This window comes from Affinirhizobium straminoryzae, assembly GCF_007004135.1.
Classification (GTDB): Bacteria; Pseudomonadota; Alphaproteobacteria; order Rhizobiales; family Rhizobiaceae; genus Neorhizobium; species Neorhizobium straminoryzae.
The window spans coordinates 26,612-41,948 of record NZ_VJMG01000025.1 but is presented as its reverse complement, the minus strand read 5'-3'; the positions used below and the strand labels follow the sequence as shown (position 1 = coordinate 41,948).

Annotated in this window: 18 protein-coding genes; 7 read left to right on the top strand and 11 right to left on the bottom strand. The window is 63.5% G+C overall.

Going from position 1 to position 15,337, the window contains the following annotated elements:
• Nucleotides 1–45: 45 nt before the first annotated feature.
• The 7 genes from FNA46_RS10855 to odc2 form a co-directional block, all read right to left on the bottom strand.
• Entirely contained in the window at nucleotides 46–738 is a 693-nt protein-coding gene (locus tag FNA46_RS10855; protein ID WP_143125218.1) for an SDR family oxidoreductase, read from the bottom strand.
• A gap of 167 nt (nucleotides 739–905) precedes the next feature.
• On the bottom strand, nucleotides 906–1,091 hold the full coding sequence (locus tag FNA46_RS10850; RefSeq protein WP_246103016.1) for a type II toxin-antitoxin system RelE/ParE family toxin: 186 nt from the start codon (nucleotides 1,089–1,091) through the stop codon (nucleotides 906–908).
• Nucleotides 1,092–1,105: 14 nt separating this feature from the next.
• On the bottom strand, nucleotides 1,106–1,342 hold the full coding sequence (locus FNA46_RS10845) for a ribbon-helix-helix protein, CopG family (protein ID WP_143125217.1): 237 nt from the start codon (nucleotides 1,340–1,342) through the stop codon (nucleotides 1,106–1,108).
• A gap of 57 nt (nucleotides 1,343–1,399) precedes the next feature.
• Nucleotides 1,400–2,431, bottom strand: coding sequence for a serine hydrolase domain-containing protein (locus FNA46_RS10840; RefSeq protein WP_143125219.1), 1,032 nt, complete (start codon nucleotides 2,429–2,431; stop codon nucleotides 1,400–1,402).
• A 203-nt stretch (nucleotides 2,432–2,634) separates the two neighbouring features.
• Nucleotides 2,635–3,324: an OmpW/AlkL family protein gene (locus FNA46_RS10835; RefSeq protein WP_143125216.1), complete on the bottom strand. Its 690-nt coding sequence runs from the start codon at nucleotides 3,322–3,324 to the stop codon at nucleotides 2,635–2,637.
• A 235-nt stretch (nucleotides 3,325–3,559) separates the two neighbouring features.
• Nucleotides 3,560–4,150, bottom strand: a complete 591-nt coding sequence (locus tag FNA46_RS10830; protein WP_143125215.1) for a GNAT family N-acetyltransferase — start codon at nucleotides 4,148–4,150, stop codon at nucleotides 3,560–3,562.
• Between the two features lie 89 nt (nucleotides 4,151–4,239).
• The gene (gene odc2, locus FNA46_RS10825; RefSeq protein ID WP_143125214.1) at nucleotides 4,240–5,373 is read right to left on the bottom strand and encodes an ornithine/lysine decarboxylase; all 1,134 of its coding nucleotides are present in this window, start codon (nucleotides 5,371–5,373) and stop codon (nucleotides 4,240–4,242) included.
• 527 nt (nucleotides 5,374–5,900) lie between these two features.
• Between odc2 and FNA46_RS10820 the strand changes: the two genes are divergently transcribed.
• The 3 genes from FNA46_RS10820 to FNA46_RS10810 all read left to right on the top strand — a co-directional run bounded on the left by FNA46_RS10820 (nucleotide 5,901) and on the right by FNA46_RS10810 (nucleotide 8,555).
• Nucleotides 5,901–6,806: a LysR family transcriptional regulator gene (locus FNA46_RS10820; protein WP_143125213.1), complete on the top strand. Its 906-nt coding sequence runs from the start codon at nucleotides 5,901–5,903 to the stop codon at nucleotides 6,804–6,806.
• A 64-nt stretch (nucleotides 6,807–6,870) separates the two neighbouring features.
• Entirely contained in the window at nucleotides 6,871–7,512 is a 642-nt protein-coding gene (locus tag FNA46_RS10815; RefSeq protein WP_143125212.1) for a DUF1007 family protein, read from the top strand.
• Entirely contained in the window at nucleotides 7,506–8,555 is a 1,050-nt protein-coding gene (locus tag FNA46_RS10810) for a nickel/cobalt transporter (protein ID WP_143125211.1), read from the top strand. Before FNA46_RS10815 ends, FNA46_RS10810 begins: the two co-directional genes overlap by 7 nt.
• Before the next feature lie 6 nt (nucleotides 8,556–8,561).
• Here the strand turns inward: FNA46_RS10810 and FNA46_RS10805 are convergent, their stop codons facing one another.
• The 4 genes from FNA46_RS10805 to FNA46_RS10790 form a co-directional block, all read right to left on the bottom strand.
• Nucleotides 8,562–8,768, bottom strand: coding sequence for an intracellular growth attenuator family protein (locus FNA46_RS10805; RefSeq protein ID WP_143125210.1), 207 nt, complete (start codon nucleotides 8,766–8,768; stop codon nucleotides 8,562–8,564).
• Entirely contained in the window at nucleotides 8,765–9,460 is a 696-nt protein-coding gene (locus FNA46_RS10800) for a GNAT family N-acetyltransferase (RefSeq protein WP_143125209.1), read from the bottom strand. Before FNA46_RS10800 ends, FNA46_RS10805 begins: the two co-directional genes overlap by 4 nt.
• Nucleotides 9,461–9,542: 82 nt before the next feature.
• Entirely contained in the window at nucleotides 9,543–10,244 is a 702-nt protein-coding gene (locus FNA46_RS10795; protein WP_143125208.1) for a tellurite resistance TerB family protein, read from the bottom strand.
• A gap of 63 nt (nucleotides 10,245–10,307) precedes the next feature.
• Entirely contained in the window at nucleotides 10,308–10,946 is a 639-nt protein-coding gene (locus tag FNA46_RS10790; RefSeq protein ID WP_143125207.1) for a 2-dehydro-3-deoxy-phosphogluconate aldolase, read from the bottom strand.
• Between the two features lie 169 nt (nucleotides 10,947–11,115).
• Here FNA46_RS10790 and FNA46_RS10785 point away from each other — a divergent pair, with 169 nt between their 5' ends.
• The 4 genes from FNA46_RS10785 to FNA46_RS10770 all read left to right on the top strand — a co-directional run bounded on the left by FNA46_RS10785 (nucleotide 11,116) and on the right by FNA46_RS10770 (nucleotide 15,276).
• On the top strand, nucleotides 11,116–11,622 hold the full coding sequence (locus FNA46_RS10785) for a CYTH domain-containing protein (protein ID WP_143125206.1): 507 nt from the start codon (nucleotides 11,116–11,118) through the stop codon (nucleotides 11,620–11,622).
• A complete protein-coding gene (locus FNA46_RS10780) occupies nucleotides 11,597–12,517 on the top strand; it encodes a CHAD domain-containing protein (protein ID WP_143125205.1) in 921 nt (306 codons plus the stop codon). Before FNA46_RS10785 ends, FNA46_RS10780 begins: the two co-directional genes overlap by 26 nt.
• A 91-nt stretch (nucleotides 12,518–12,608) precedes the next feature.
• Entirely contained in the window at nucleotides 12,609–13,478 is an 870-nt protein-coding gene (locus tag FNA46_RS10775; protein ID WP_143125204.1) for a hypothetical protein, read from the top strand.
• A 58-nt stretch (nucleotides 13,479–13,536) separates the two neighbouring features.
• Complete coding sequence (locus FNA46_RS10770; protein WP_143125203.1) at nucleotides 13,537–15,276, top strand: methyl-accepting chemotaxis protein; 1,740 nt, start codon at nucleotides 13,537–13,539, stop codon at nucleotides 15,274–15,276.
• The last annotated feature ends 61 nt before the right edge of the window (nucleotides 15,277–15,337 follow it).

The following is a 15,337-nucleotide window of genomic DNA, read 5'->3' as shown; positions in this document are numbered from 1 at the left end:
ATGGCGGCAGCCAGAGGGGGCAAAAGCCGCCCGCGCAAGGCGCCCTTACGCCGCGTAGATCATCTTCCTCGTCATGCCGCCGTCCAGAACCAGCACCTGCCCGGTCATGAAGCCGGCGCCGGCCAGATAGATCACCGCATCGGCCACATCCTCCGGCCTCCCGACGCGGCCGGCGGGGTGCTGCGCATGGTCTTCGGCCCGAAGCTCGGCATCACCCGAAATCCAGCCGGGCGCGATCGCATTTACCCGGATGTCGGGACCCAGACTGACCGAAAGCGCATGGGTGAGCGCCACGAGACCGCCCTTGGACGCGGCATAGGCTTCCGTCTGCGGTTCGGACATGAAGGCGCGGGTGGAGGCCATGTTGACGATGCTGGCCCCCTCGCCCATCAGCGGCACCGCCGAACGGGTCATCAGGAAGGCAGCCGTCAAGTGACTGTCGGTCACCCGCCGCCAGTCGGCGAGCGACAGATCCTGGATCGGCCCGTTCACCGGCCCGGCAATGCCGGCATTGTTGACGAGAAGGTCGAGGTGTTGCCAGCCGAGTTCGGCAAAGGCGCCGGCGACGGAGGCCTCGTCCCCGACATCGCAGAAGACAGACCGCAGGCCCGCCTCCTGCAGATCCTGTGCGCCATCCTTCATGTCGAAGGATGCCACCCTCCAGCCGGCATCGAGCAGACGCCGGCAGATCCCTGTGCCGATCAGGCCGGCACCCCCTGTAACAATCGCGTGCTTCATGGGAGGGGAGATAGGTGCTCCGCCCGCCATTTCCAGAGCGACGGCGAGCATACGACACCGTCAAAAGTCAATCGAATCGTTCCGGCCACGCCCGTGCGCCATGCACGACGGCCAGAACTTCAACCGTATGCATCACACGATAGACGACGATGAGGAGGTCTTGCTGATCACCAGTTCGCGGGTTCGGGCAACGCGTCCCGACGCCCAGCCTCGGGATTGTCGGAGAGAAGGCGCTGCGTCCTGTCCAGAATATCTCCAACGAGTTCGTGTGCCGCCGCCGGATTGTGTTCGGCAACAAAGTCACCGACCGCTTCGAGATCACGCAGAGCCGGCAGCGTCCATGAGACAAGCATTCAGTGACACCGCCTCATGAGGACCGGTATTTGCCTCTCAACCTGTCAATCTCGGCAGGCGTCGCAAATGCGCCGTCCTCGGCCGCGGCAATCCCGCGGGAAACCTGCTCCACGAACCGCTCCTGCCAATCCAGCGAATGCCCGTTCTGAAGGGCATCCTCGATAACGGCAGAGACGGACCGCCCGGATCGAGCGGCAATACGCTCGACCCGCAGCTTCACATCCGGCGAGAGTTCAAAGGTCGGATCCATGCGTAGACTATGCCATGCCCATTTCCGCGCGGGAAGAGGCATCGTCCGGCATGGGGCTCACGCCCGGCGCGTCGTCGCGATGATATCGGAGAGAAGGGCGTGCAGCTGGTCGCGGTAGCCGTTGGCGGCGGAGGGTGAGGCTTCCTGCGATGTCATGGCGACCGTCAGCGCCAGCGACGGGACGATGTAGAGCATCTGGCCGCCATAGCCCCAGGCAAAGCGCACCGGCGCGCCGCCGATCTCCCTGAGAAACCAGCCGTAGCCATAGCCGTCGCCGGAATGGCGGGAGAAGGTGCGGGGTTCCCAGGAGGTTTGTACCCAGTGCTCCGGCACCACCTGCACGCCGTCTGCCGTGCGGCCACCACGACGATAAAGTTCGCCGAAGGCATGCAGCGAGCGCGTGCTCATGGCCATCTGGTTGCCACCGATCGGGATGCGCTGCGGATCGCGCGACCAGGAACCGATGCGGAAGCCCTCAACCGGCGCGAACCAGTCCTCCGCAAGCCTCTCCGTCGAGGCGGCGCCGACCCGCATCAGGATCGCCGAGAGGAGATGCGTGGAGGCGGTCGCATAGACCATGGGGCCGCCCGGATCTTCCGTGAAGGGTTCGGAGAGCGTGAAGCGCACCCAGTTGCGGCTGGCCGCCAGCCGGGCATAGCTTGGAGCAAGGCCCGATTGCATCGACAGGAGGTGGCCGATGGTGACCCGCGACAGGCGCGGATCGGGATTTTCCGGCAGTTCCCCCCTCAGCAGCGGCGCAATCGGCTGATCGACACCCTCCAGCAGACCGCGCGCGATCGCGATGCCGACCAGGGCGGAGACGATGGATTTCGACGCAGATTTTATGTTGGTGGAATCGCGCGGCGAATGGCCGTGGTAGCCGCGTTCGGCAAGACGTTCGCCATCCCGCGAGATGACGATGGCCTTCAACGCAGCCAACCCCTCCGCCCGCGTCAGAATGGCCTGAAGCGTGTCGGTCTCCGGAGCCGGCGCGACGGGCGCATCGGCGGCAGGCGGGTCCTCCGCAAAGCCAGGGCGTACCACTGCCAGGGCGGGCGCGGCGAGAAGGAGATGGCGGCGTGTCAGCATGGCCCTCAGATAGAGCGGCACACCGAAGCTGCGAGACAGGCGACAGCGCCCTCACGACCATGTGAGAACACCGTCCATGCAAACGGGGACCAGCGCGGTCGAAGCACTGGTCCCCGTCTGTTGCCCTCATCCGAAGAAACCTGCCACGGTGCCGGATGCCCCCATCCGGACGATCCTTCGAAGAGGTATCGCTGTAGCGTCGATCAGAAGCGGTAGGTCACACCGGCGCCGATCAGCCACGGATCGAGCTTGGCCTTGCCGGACAGTGAACCGCCAGCCGTATCGGCGCTCCAGTTGGTTTCCAGGAACAGCTTCTTGACGTCGAAGTTCACACCCCAGTGCTGGTCGATCATATAGTCGAAGCCGACCTGCAGGGCCGCACCGATGTGGTTGTCGACCTTCAGGTTGCTGAAGCCCGGCTTTTCCGATTCGTTGTAGAAGAAGGTGTAGTTGATGCCGGCGCCGACATAAGGCTTGAACGCGCCGAAATCGGTGAAGTGATATTGCAGCGTCAGCGTCGGCGGCAGAAGCCAGGTCTTCCCGACCGGCGTGCCGGCCAGCGAACCGCCACCGGAAATCTTCGAACTGGTCGTGCCGAGGATCAGTTCGGCGGCGATGTTGTCCGTGAAGAAGTAAGAGATGTCGAGTTCCGGCGTGATGGAATTCGAATAGTTGAGGTCTGAGCCGGCCACGCCGTTGACGGAACCCTTGTCGTTCGGCACGACGCCGAGGGCGCGCAAGCGCACCTGCCACGGGCTCTTGGCGGATACCACATCCTGGGCAACCGGGGCCTGCGGGGCGGCAGTCGTCACGTCGGCGGCGTGGGCAGCACCCGAAAGAAGGACCGATGCTGCACCCATCAGGGCGGCGAAAACGGGTCCGTTCTTGATCATGTCACTCTCCTTGAAGATCATCTGCATTGGATGATCAAGGGGTAGCAACCGGCATCCGCCTTTCCGTTGATCTCGATCAAATCCGGTTGACGTTGATCAGCTCGATGCCCGGTCCGCATCGCAATTGGCGACGTCCCATGCACAAATGTCACAATTCAGACAATGCTCACATGAAAAACCCTCCCCCGCGTGGATGCGGAGAAGGGTCGCGACTGGAGACGTCGAAGGGAGGGGCTCAGGCGGCGCGGCGCAGCACCGGGCGCGAAAGCTTGCGGCCGCTTGCGACAAGCATGCCGGCGGCACCGGAAAGCCAGCCGGGTACGAGTTCAAGCGCCAGGAAGCGATCGCGCGCAAACGGACCCGGCATCATCAGATGCTGCGTCTTGTCGGCGAAGAAACCGAAGCGTTCGTAATAGGGTGCGTCGCCCACCAGCAGGATCGCGCCGTGGCCGCGGGCCTGCGCCTCGGCAATCGCCGCCCGCATCAGCGCACCGCCGATGCCCTTGCCTTCATGCGCCGAATCGACGGCGAGCGGGCCGAGCAGCAGCGCATCGACCGGGCAGCCGGAGGCGGACACGCCGGCTTCGACATTCCACAGGCGCACCGTGCCGATCACATGGCCATGCGAATCGCGCGCGACAAGCGCCAGGCCTTCGGCCGGCACGCGGCCGCGACGGATCTTTTCCGACGACTTCTTGCGGCGATCGGCGCCCATGGCGCGATCGAGCAGCGCCTCGCGGGCAACGACATCGGCCGGGGTTTCCTCGGTGATGGTGAAGGTATTTTGCGCAAACAGAGCGCGCACAGCGTCAAGAACAGCGGCCATCTTGGCCTCCGAAGCTCAAAACCGTTCAAGCGGCACGAGAAAAAAGGGCGAGGTGCGGCTCCGGTGAAAAGACCGGAGCCGGCTGAACGTCAGATGACGTAGGCCTTCAGCGGGTCGAAACCGTTGAAGGCGACGGCCGAATAGGTCGTCGTATAGGCGCCGGTGCCTTCGATCAGAACCTCGTCGCCCACCGTCAGCGTGATCGGCAGCGGGTACATGTTCTTCTCATAAAGCACATCGGCCGAATCGCAGGTCGGGCCGGCGATCACGCAGGGCTCCATGTCGTCGCCGTCGCGCTCGGTGCGGATCGGGTAGCGGATGGCCTCGTCCATGGTTTCGGCCAGACCGCCGAACTTGCCGATGTCGAGGAACACCCAGCGATGCTCGTCATTGTCCGACTTCTTCGACACCAGCACGACTTCCGCCTTGATGACGCCGGCATTGCCGACCATGCCGCGACCCGGCTCGATGATCGTCTTCGGCAGGTTGTTGCCGAAGTGCTTGCGCAGCGAGGCGAAAATGGCCTTGCCATATTCTTCCGCCGACGGGATGTCGCGCAGGTAACGGGTCGGGAAGCCACCGCCCATGTTCACCATCTGCAGGAAGATGCCCTGCTTGGCGAGCTGTGCGAAGACGCGCTTGGCATCGGCCAGAGCGGAATCCCAGGCATCGACCTTGGTCATCTGCGAGCCGACGTGGAAGGACACGCCATAGCTTTCAAGGCCCAGCTGATGGGCGTAAACGAGAACGTCGACGGCCATCTGCGGCACGCAGCCGAACTTGCGCGACAGCGGCCATTCGGCGCCTTCGCCATCGGTCAGAACGCGGCAGAATACGCGGGCGCCGGGGGCTGCGCGGGCAACCTTCTCGACTTCCTCGTGGCTGTCAACGGCGAAGAGACCGACGCCCAGCTCGAAGGCACGCGCAATGTCGCGCTCCTTCTTGATGGTGTTGCCAAAGGAGATGCGCTCAGCCGTTGCGCCGGCAGCCAGCGCCATCTGGATTTCGGCCACGGAGGCGCAGTCGAAGTTGGAGCCGAGCGACGCCAGAAGCTTCAGGATTTCCGGCTCGGGATTGGCCTTCACCGCATAGTAGATCGCGCTGTCCGGCAGAGCGTGACGGAAGGCGGTGTAATTGTTGCGCACGACATCGAGGTCCACGACAAGGCACGGGCCTTCCGGGCGTCGGGTGCGGAGGAAATCGCGGATACGAGCGGTGGTCATTGGTCTAATCCCTATGGAGCTTCTCCGGCAAGCCGAAGGACAAAGACGCGCAGACAGGTGAGCGAGGCCCGGCCGGTGGAAATCCCGGAGCATCGTTCGCGCCTGATAGCGCAAGGGTTTGGCTCAACGCCCTGCCAGGAGCATTGAACCGGCTTTGTCTGCCATGGATTGGAGGGGATTATCCCAACCGCACTTCCGGCAATGATGGTGTGCCTCTTCAGTATTGCAAGCTGATGGAAAGCCTGCAGAGACCAGAAAGGCCCGCACCGTCGTTGCTTCAAGATGTCCTCGCATTTCCCGGTTGGCCGGAATAGCGACTGGAGGGGTTAGTTCCAGGTACCTTACCGATGACCTCACCTAATCGAGGGTCGGCGGACACCCACAGGCACGTGCGACTTTGGGCAAGCCGGGAAATAAGATCATCGCCCTTCATAATCAAGCGGTTTTTTTGGCTGAACGCAAATTTTGCATTGCAGAAGACGCCGCCCCGTTCCACCTAGGACGGGCAACTGGAAAAGGGGCCCGACATGGATACTCTGACGCGCATGCGTGCCTTCATCGACGTGGTCGAAGCGGAGGGTTTTTCGGCCGCCGCACGCCGCACCGGCCGCTCCAAGGCGCTGCTTTCCAAGTATGTCCGCGAGCTGGAGGATGATCTCGGGGCGCTGCTTCTCAACCGCACCACGCGGCAGTTTTCGCTGACGGAAGCCGGCCATACCTATTTCCGCACCGCCTCCGATATCCTCAAGGAGATCGACAACCTGGCCGATCTCGTCCGAGAGAACAATGCGGACCTGAAGGGCAAGCTCCGCGTATCCGTACCGCGCACCTTCATCGATGCCGATGTCGGCCAGTCGCTGATCGATTTTGCAAAAGCGCATCCGGATGTCTCGCTGGACATTGTGGCCGAAGACCGATTCGTCGATCTCATCGAGGAAGGTTTTGATCTGGCGATCCGCATCACCAAGCTCGAAGATTCGGCCATGATTGCCCGCAAGCTCTGCGATTTCAGGGTCTATGCCTGCGCCACCCCGGATTACGTTGCCCGCTACGGGCCGCTCTCCCATCCGCAGGATCTCTCCGGAAAGCCCGTCATCATCGACACCAATCTGCGCTCGCACAACAATATCCGCTTCCAGGAGCCGGGTGGCGGCATGATGAGCGTGGCGGTCAGCGGCCCGCTGGAAGTCAACACGCCACATGCGACGCTGAAGGCGGCACGGGCCGGACTCGGCGTCGCCATGGTACCGGATTTCATCGCCCTGCCCTATATTCGCTCCGGCGAACTCGTCACACTGTTTGATGACTACATCCTGAAGGACCGCGGCATCTATGCGGTCTATCCGCACCGCCGCTATCTGCCGGCCAAGGTGCGCGTCTTCGTGGACTTCCTGTCCGGCTGGTTCCGGCGCACACCACTTCAGTCGGATTGACGCAAGGTCGAATTTCCGTCCCATTTGCACGCCAGACCGAACCAAACGGGATCAGGATTCGCCGATGCGCTTCAAAACATGGCTGCTGACAGCCCTTCTGGGCCTTGCGCCACTGCCAGCCCTGGCCCACCCGCACATTTTCGTCGATGCGCGGCTCGAGGTGCTGTCCGATGATCAGGGCAACCTGCTCGAATTGCGCCATGTCTGGCGATTTGACGAGATGTTCTCCTCCAGCGTGCTCCTGGACTTCGACAAGAACGGTGACCTGAAGCTCGATGAACACGAACTGGCGGAACTCGGCGAGACCATGCGTACCTCGCTTGCCGACTTCCATTACTTCACGAGCATCACCCAGGACGGCAAGACGATCCCGATCGCCAAGCCCGATGTCATCCACGTTACCTATCAGGACCAGCAGGTGCTGGCCTTCTTCGCGGTGAAGCCGGAGAAGCCGCTGCGCCTGAAAGGCAAGCTCACCTTCGGCGTCTATGATCCCTCGCTCTATACGGCGATCGATTTCCCGAAGGACACGGATCTGGTGCCGGAAGGCAAGGGCTTTGCCGCCTGCAAGCACAGGGTCGTCCGACCGGATGCGGATCAGGTGATTGCCGAGAACAAGGATTCGCTGACGGCGGCCTTCTTCAACGACCCGACGGGAACCGACATGACCAAGCTGTTCGCCACGAAGCTTGAAGTGACATGCTGAGACGCCAGGCACCCCTTCTTATTCTTCTCGCGCTGCTCGGCACGGCCTTTGCCGCGCATGCACAATCGCCGCTCGGCGTCGGTGCCGCCGAACCCTCCTTCGATACCAGCGGTCTTTTCGGCCCGCTGCTTGCCTGGGTGAACGTCTACCAGCAATCCTTCTATCGCGCGCTCACCGCCTCCCTGCGGGCGATGCGCGAAGACCCCTCGGCGATCAAGGGACTGGTCGGCCTCTCCTTTGCCTATGGCGTGTTCCATGCCGCAGGCCCCGGCCACGGCAAGGCGGTGATCTCGTCCTACATGATCGCCAACGAGACGGCGCTGAAGCGCGGAATCGTGATTTCGCTGCTTTCGGCGCTGGTGCAGGGGCTGGTGGCCATCCTGCTGGTGGCAGCCGCCTTCTTCATCCTGCGCGGCACCGGCATCACCATGACGAAGGCCACCTGGGCGATGGAAATCGCCAGCTTCGCGCTGGTGGCGCTGTTCGGTGTCTGGCTTCTCGGGCGCAAGCTCTACGAAATCCGGCCGCGCTTCTCCTCGCTGCCGATCTTTGCCGGGGCGACCAGCGGGTCCGCCTCGACGGGCCTGCGCTTCGAGGCCGTCGAGGTCGGACACGACCACAACGACCTGTCGCCCGGCAGCTACTGCGCCGACTGCGGAGAGCTGCACATTCCCGACCCCACGACGCTGAAGGCCAAGGATTTCAGCGTACGGGAGGCATGGTCTGCCATCATTGCGGTCGGGCTTCGCCCCTGCTCCGGCGCCATTCTGGTGATGAGCTTTGCCATTCTGAACGGGCTCTATCTGGCCGGCGGGCTGTCCGTGCTCGCCATGTCGCTCGGTACCGCGATCACCGTGTCGATCCTTGCCATCATCGCGGTCACGGCCAAGGATCTCGCCGTCAGGCTGTCAGGCCCGCGGACCCGCCTTGCCCGACACATCTCGACCGCGATCGAAATCCTCGGCGCGCTGTTCATCATCGTGGTCGGGCTGGTGCTTCTCGGCGCCTCCCTCCAGAGCGGCAATCTGCAGACCCTCTGGTAAAGGTGCTCATTGCCTGCCGCGCTGGTGGCGGGCACGCAGCCAGAACACCAGGAAAAAGGACAGCACCGCCACGAGGCCGAAGGCACCCGCAAGCCAAGGCGAAAATTCGCCCAGCCAGATCATGATTCGCGGCATCACGAAGAACAGCAGCATGAAGCCGAACATGATGATGGCGGCGGCAATGGCCGGTGAACGCCCGGATGGCTCGCTCATGCCGCCTCGCTGACAAGTGCGGCGCGAATCTCTTCCAGCCGGCGCTTCTGGTGACCGTGATCGTCGAAATTCTCCGGTGACAGCCAGGCCTCGAAGGATTTGGCGATCAGCGGCCATTCGCCATCGATCATCGAGAACCAGGCGGTATCCCGGTTGGCACCCTTGGAGATCATGTGCTGCCGGAACACGCCTTCGAAAGTAAAGCCGAGCCGCCGCGCCGCGACCTTGCTCGGCGCGTTCTCGTTATGGCACTTCCATTCGTAGCGGCGATAGCCGAGGGTTTCGAACACATGGCGCGCCATCAGGTAATGCGCTTCGGTGGAGAGCGGCGAACGCTTCATGCCGAGACCATGGGCAACCGAGCCCACTTCGACAACACCGTTGGCCGGGTCCGGCCGCATGTAGCTTGCCATGCCCACCACTTCGCCATCCTCCTTGTCGCGAAAGACGAGCGTGACGAGGCGGCCATCGCGGTTCATGCCCTCCAGCCAGTCGGCAAACTGATCGGGCGCGGTGTAGAGCGGATTGGGGAAATAATGAATGAGGTCGTTGATCCCGTCTTCGCCCCCCAGCGCCTCCCACAGCGTCTGGATGTGGACCGCCCGTTCATAGGGCTCGAGAATGACATACTGCCCTTCCAGCCGCACCGGTTGCGGCGGCGGGCAGGCCTTGAAGCTTGCAAGATCACGCATGGTTTCCCCCTCTTTGTGACGAGGATTACGAGAGGCGGCGGGCAAAGGCAATCGTCGCCTTGTCGCACCGCCGCCGATTCTCTCAGAGGGAAATCTTTGCGGACGATACGGTCGCCTCGATATGGTCGACCAGCGCATCGGGAAGCCGCAACCGACCGGCCAGCATGTCCAGATAGCCGCGCTCGGCCCGCGTATCGGGATCGATGGCAAGCCGCGAAGCCGTGTAGATCTCCACCCGCTGCTCTTCCGTGCGGCCGGCCGCCACCAGCGCGTCGAGATCGACCGGATCGGCAAGCTCGCGCGCCAAAAAGGCTTCCGCCTCGGCGCCGAGGTCCACCGCATGCACCTTCTGCATGATGGCCTGCCGCTCGAAGGCGTCGATATGGCCATCGGCCTTGGCAGCCGCAATCATGGCGCGCAGCAACGTCAGGGCGAAATCATTGCTGAGAGTGGCCGATTGCGGATGGAAGGGCGACTCGGCCGGCGGCTGCAGCGAGGCCGGATCCTGCGGCAGGCCCTGCGGCTTCGCACCCGACTGGTAGTTCCGGTAGGCGAGATAGCCGAGGCCGGCAATGGCGGCGATGCCGCCGAGTGTGGCCACATTGCCCGCCAGCTTGCGGCCAGTCTTGGTGCCGAGGATGGCGGCGGCGAGCGCACCCGTCTTCAGAGGATTGTTGCGGGCCAGATCACCCATCTGCCCGGCGCGATCCTTGACCGATCCTCCGGACAGGCCGGGGATCTGCGATCCCAGGAACTGGTCAAGAAGCTTCTTGGCGTCGAACATGCACTGTCTCCCTGTTGTGGTCAGGGAGACAGATAGGGAGGCCAAGGCGAATTACAAAGCCGGTCAGGCCTTCAGCGCTGCGGCTTCCGATGCCAGTTTCGTGATGCCGGCCCAGTCGCCGGCGGCCACCAGTTCCTTCGGGGCCACCCAGGACCCGCCCACGCAGACGACGTTCGGCAGCGAGAGATAGTCGTTCGCATTCTTCAGCGAAATGCCGCCCGTCGGGCAGAAGACGGTGCCGGCGAGCGGCGAGGAGAGCGCCTTGAGATAGGCCGCACCGCCGGCCTGCTCGGCCGGGAAGAACTTCAGCACGTCATAGCCTGCTTCGCGCAGCGTCATCACTTCGCTGGCGGTGGCGGCACCCGGCAGAAGCGGAACAGCGGAATCCCTGGCGGCAGCGAGAACGCCCGGCGCGACGCCCGGGCTGACGATGAAGGTGGACCCCGCCTTGACAGCGGCTTCAAAGTCGCGGGCGTTGAGAATGGTGCCGGCACCGACATGGGCGCCTTCCACCTCGGCGGCAACCGCCTTGACGGCATCGAGGGCGGCCGGCGTGCGCAGCGTGATCTCGATCGCCTTCAGACCGCCCGCCACCAGCGCGCGCGCCAGCGGCACGGCAGAGGCCACGTCCTCGACGATCAGCACCGGCACGACCGGTTGCAGCTTCAGGATGGACAGCAGGGTCTCGGTCTTGGCACTCATCATCAAACTCCCGCTCAGAACGGATTGAACCGATTGAAAACTCCTTGGCTGACATAACGCGCACGGGAATGAGTGTCGAGTGAAAACCAGCCGACATCGCATGATGGCCTCTGGTCCTTTGTAAGCCTTTGACATAGTTTACAGTCCACAACACGCATGCGGGATGCGGATGGCCAAGGAAATCGAGCGCAAGTTTCTGGTGAGATCGGAGGACTGGCGACGCATGGCAACCTCACGCCTGCGCTTCCGGCAGGGCTACGTGGCGATCGGCGAGGATCGCAGCGTCCGTGTCCGGCTGATGGAAGGGCCGGGCGTCGCCAAGGCCAGACTCACCATCAAGGTTGGCCGCCACCTTCTGGCGCGCGACGAGTACGAATACGAGATCTCGGTTGGCGATGCCGAGGAACTGATCGTCTCGGCCATCGGCATCGTGATCGAGAAGACCCGCCATTTCATTCCCCATGCTGGTTTCACCTGGGAGGTGGACGAGTTTAGCGGCGCCTATAAGGGACTGATCCTGGCCGAGGTGGAGCTTGAGAGTCCGGATCAAAGCCCGCCGCTTCCCGTCTGGATCGGTCGGGAGGTGACGGGCGACCGGCGCTTCTCCAACATGGTCATGGCGACCGAGACCATCAGCGTGGAGCAGATGCATGGCCTTTCGCATCAGACCGTCTGAGCCCTTTCTCGATGAGTTTCGACGGGTGGCGGGGGAGCAACTGCTGAAGGCGATCAACGTGCTGGAAGAACAGCCGGATGGTCCGCATGCGGCGGTGCACGCTGCCCGCAAACGCTTCAAGCGGCTGCGGGCCCTTTATCGGCTGATCGAACCCGATGCAAAATCCTTCCGGCAGGCAGAAAATGCGCGAATCCGCGACATGGCCCGCAGCCTTTCGGCGGTGCGCGATGCCACAGCGCTGGTGGAGACAGTGGATTATCTTGCAGGCCTTGCCGTTTCGGCGGAAGAATTTGCTGCCCTCGGATTTGCCTCGCGGGCTCTCGTTGAGCGGCGCGACCGCATCGCCGCCTCCGAAATGGATTTGCCGGCCCGGATCGAGGCGGCCATCACCACCTGCAATGCCGCCATCGCAGCGCTTGACACGCTCGATCTGCCAGAGGGCAATGCACGCGCTGCAAAGCGCGTCGCCAGAGCATGGCGCAAGCAGGGCATCAAGGCACGACGGGCGCTTGACGTCTGCCGCGAGGAACCGGCTGCGGAAGCTTTTCACGACCTGCGCAAATGCGGACAGGTTGCGTGGATGCATCTGACGCTTTTGGAAGACCTCTGGCCGACCGCGCTGCAGGCGCGCCGGCGCGAGACCAAGCGGCTGGTGGACGAACTCGGGCACGAACATGACCTGAGCGTGCTGACGCAGGCGGTCAATGAAAGACCCGACCTGTTCGGCGACAGCAATACGCTCGCCCTGCTGATCGGCGCGATCATCACCCGGCAGCAGGCGGTGCGTGCGGAAGCGCTCGCGCTTTCGGAGAGCGTGTTTGCGGACGACGCCGAGCGCGAGGCGGACATCGTGCGCCTGCTGTGGCGCAAGGCTGCCCGACAGCTGGGCAGCTAAGAGGCCTCACACAGAATCTGACACTCTGTCCTTCAACCAATGTTAAGCAGGCTGGGTGAGCTTTGCCCCATCGTTTCAGGGGAGAGTACCAGTGTTGAAGCACAGCCTTCTTTGCGCAATCGCGCTGGCCGCCAGCTGCCTTGTCAACAGCGCTCAAGCCGCCGACACGCTGGACATCTACTACAATTCGGCTGGCGGCAAGGAAAAGACCCTGGGTTACCAGGTCCTTCAGCTCGCCATCGAGAAATCCGGCAAGCCCTACGTGCTCAAACCCTCGCCGACCGGCTACAGCTCCAATGCCGGCATGGTGGATGCGATCGCCAATGGCGCGCAGATCGACATAGCCTGGGTCAATGCGGCCAAGGCCGTCTCCGCCAAGCTTCTCTCCGTGCCCTTTCCCATCGATCGCGGCCTCGGCGGCTACCGCCTGTTTCTGATCGACGGCGCACGGCAGGGCGAATTCAGCCGCGTCAAGACGCTGGAAAACCTGAAGGCCTTCATCGCGCTGCAGGGCACCGGCTGGGCGGATGTGGACGTGATGCGCAAATCGGGCCTCACCGTGCGCACCGGCCCTCAGAAAAACCTCTACCGCATGACGATGGGTCGTCGGGGCGACTATTTCGCCCGCGGGGTCAACGAGGCGCTGAACGAACAGGCCAAGCAGGTGGCCGACGTGCCGGGGCTGGCAGTCGAAAAGACGCTGGTGCTGCAATATCCCTCCGCCTCGATCTTCTATGTGTCCAAGTCCCGCCCGGACCTGCGCGACGACCTGATGCGCGGCCTGGAGCAGGCGTGGAAGGACGGCTCCTTCGACAAGGTTTTTCAGGCCAATCCGGACATTCGGCTCGCCTTCGACAAGGGGGACCTGAAGACGCGCACCATCCTCAAGATCCCGAACCCGAACCTGCCGGAGGACATCCTCGCGATGGACGCCCGTTACTGGTTCGATCCGCAGAAATGAGCCGCGGCCGCTCCTTTCCGCTCACGACAGCCCCTTTCCCGATTTCAGGACTTTGATCATGTTCAAGAGCAAATCCATTCGCATGCAGGTGATGCTGCCGTCGCTTGCCCTCATCCTGGCCGGTTCCGTTGCCCTCAGCCTCTATTCCGGCTGGTCGCAGGCCCAGTCGACCCAGGAGATGTTCGACCACAAGGTGAGCCTCACCACGTCCATGACCACGTCCGGCGCCTCCACCGCCATGTGGCAGTTCGACAAGGGGCTGGCGCGCGATACCTTCGATCCGGCCGGCGCCGATCCGGATTTCCGCGCCGCAATCGTCCTCGATGGCACCGGCAAGCCCTTCTACACCTCCGGCGAAGCGTCCGCCGTGACCGCCGGCACAATGGCGGGTGCGGCCGGGAAGGTGAAGGATGACGGCAGCAACCTGCGCTTCTCCGTGGTGCCGCTGATGCACACCGAAGAGGGCAAGGAGATGAACATCGGCACCATGGTGCTGGTCTTCGATACGCAGTCGATCCTGCGCAACACCTGGCAGTCGCTGACCGGGCTTGGCGCGATCGCGGGCCTGACGCTTCTCGCCTCGGCGCTCGCGCTGTTCTTCCTGATGCGGTCGATCACCCAGCCGCTGGTGTCGCTGTCCGGCGTGATGAACCGCCTCTCGTCCGGCGCGCTTGACACGCCGGTTCCCAATCAGGACCGCGAGGACGAGATCGGCGAGATGTCGCGCGCGGTGCAGTATTTCAAGGACAGCGTGGCGCAAGCGGCAAGCCTGCAGAAGGATGCCGATGCCAATCGCGACCTTCTGGAAGCGGAACGCCGCGCCAAGCAGGATGCCGACCGGGTGCGCGTCGAAGCGATGATGCAGGCGAATGGTGCACTCGCCGCGGGTCTGAAGGCGCTGTCACTCGGCGACCTCACGGTACAGATCAACGACCGGTTTGCCGCCGAATACGAGGAACTGCGCGACAACTTCAATGCTGCCGTGCGCCAGCTGCGCCAGACGCTGACGGTGGTGGTGGATGCCGCCATGAACATCGACGGCGGCACCCGTGACATCGCGGAAAACACCAACGACCTGTCGCGTCGCACCGAACAGCAAGCCGCATCGCTGGAGGAAACCGCAGCCGCCCTCGATCAGATCACTACCAATGTGACCGCCTCGCTGCGCCTGACGGAAGAAGCACGCCGCGTCGCGACCCAGGCCAATGACAGCGCCGTGAAATCCGGGCAGGTTGTGGCCGAGGCCGTCGAAGCGATGAGCCGGATTGAAAGCAGCGCCTCGCAGATCTCCAACATCATCGGCGTGATCGATGACATTGCCTTCCAGACCAATCTTCTGGCGCTGAACGCCGGCGTGGAAGCGGCGCGCGCCGGCGATGCCGGCAAGGGCTTTGCCGTCGTCGCACAGGAAGTGCGCGAACTGGCCCAGCGCTCCGCCAATGCGGCGCGCGAGATCAAGGCGCTGATCCAGAACTCGACCAACGAGGTGGAAGCGGGCGTTGAGCTCGTCTCCAACACCGGCACGGCGCTGACCGGCATCGGCCAGCTGATCGTCGCGATCAACCAGCACATCACCTCGATTGCGACGGCGGCCCGCGAACAGTCGACCGGCCTTTCCGAGATCAACACCGCCGTCAACCACATGGACCAGAGCACGCAGAAGAACGCCGCCATGGTGGAAGAGACGAGTGCCGCCTCGGCAGCGCTTGCCGCCGAAGCCGCCCGCCTGCGCGACCTGATGGTGCAGTTCACCCTCGATGGTCAGGCGACCTCCTATCGCACCGCCCGTGCCGCCTGACACAAGTCCGCTGCCATTCGACATCGGCCCTTCCGCTTGCGAGCGGAGGGGCCTTTCCTTG

Coding starts and splice junctions, on each gene's coding strand:
- FNA46_RS10855 (WP_143125218.1), bottom strand. CDS start 738: ATGAAGCACGCGATTGTTACAGGGGGTGCCGGCCTGATCGGCACAGGG.
- FNA46_RS10850 (WP_246103016.1), bottom strand. CDS start 1,091: ATGCTTGTCTCATGGACGCTGCCGGCTCTGCGTGATCTCGAAGCGGTC.
- FNA46_RS10845 (WP_143125217.1), bottom strand. CDS start 1,342: ATGGATCCGACCTTTGAACTCTCGCCGGATGTGAAGCTGCGGGTCGAG.
- FNA46_RS10840 (WP_143125219.1), bottom strand. CDS start 2,431: ATGCTGACACGCCGCCATCTCCTTCTCGCCGCGCCCGCCCTGGCAGTG.
- FNA46_RS10835 (WP_143125216.1), bottom strand. CDS start 3,324: ATGATCAAGAACGGACCCGTTTTCGCCGCCCTGATGGGTGCAGCATCG.
- FNA46_RS10830 (WP_143125215.1), bottom strand. CDS start 4,150: ATGGCCGCTGTTCTTGACGCTGTGCGCGCTCTGTTTGCGCAAAATACC.
- odc2 (WP_143125214.1), bottom strand. CDS start 5,373: ATGACCACCGCTCGTATCCGCGATTTCCTCCGCACCCGACGCCCGGAA.
- FNA46_RS10820 (WP_143125213.1), top strand. CDS start 5,901: ATGGATACTCTGACGCGCATGCGTGCCTTCATCGACGTGGTCGAAGCG.
- FNA46_RS10815 (WP_143125212.1), top strand. CDS start 6,871: ATGCGCTTCAAAACATGGCTGCTGACAGCCCTTCTGGGCCTTGCGCCA.
- FNA46_RS10810 (WP_143125211.1), top strand. CDS start 7,506: ATGCTGAGACGCCAGGCACCCCTTCTTATTCTTCTCGCGCTGCTCGGC.
- FNA46_RS10805 (WP_143125210.1), bottom strand. CDS start 8,768: ATGAGCGAGCCATCCGGGCGTTCACCGGCCATTGCCGCCGCCATCATC.
- FNA46_RS10800 (WP_143125209.1), bottom strand. CDS start 9,460: ATGCGTGATCTTGCAAGCTTCAAGGCCTGCCCGCCGCCGCAACCGGTG.
- FNA46_RS10795 (WP_143125208.1), bottom strand. CDS start 10,244: ATGTTCGACGCCAAGAAGCTTCTTGACCAGTTCCTGGGATCGCAGATC.
- FNA46_RS10790 (WP_143125207.1), bottom strand. CDS start 10,946: ATGAGTGCCAAGACCGAGACCCTGCTGTCCATCCTGAAGCTGCAACCG.
- FNA46_RS10785 (WP_143125206.1), top strand. CDS start 11,116: ATGGCCAAGGAAATCGAGCGCAAGTTTCTGGTGAGATCGGAGGACTGG.
- FNA46_RS10780 (WP_143125205.1), top strand. CDS start 11,597: ATGGCCTTTCGCATCAGACCGTCTGAGCCCTTTCTCGATGAGTTTCGA.
- FNA46_RS10770 (WP_143125203.1), top strand. CDS start 13,537: ATGTTCAAGAGCAAATCCATTCGCATGCAGGTGATGCTGCCGTCGCTT.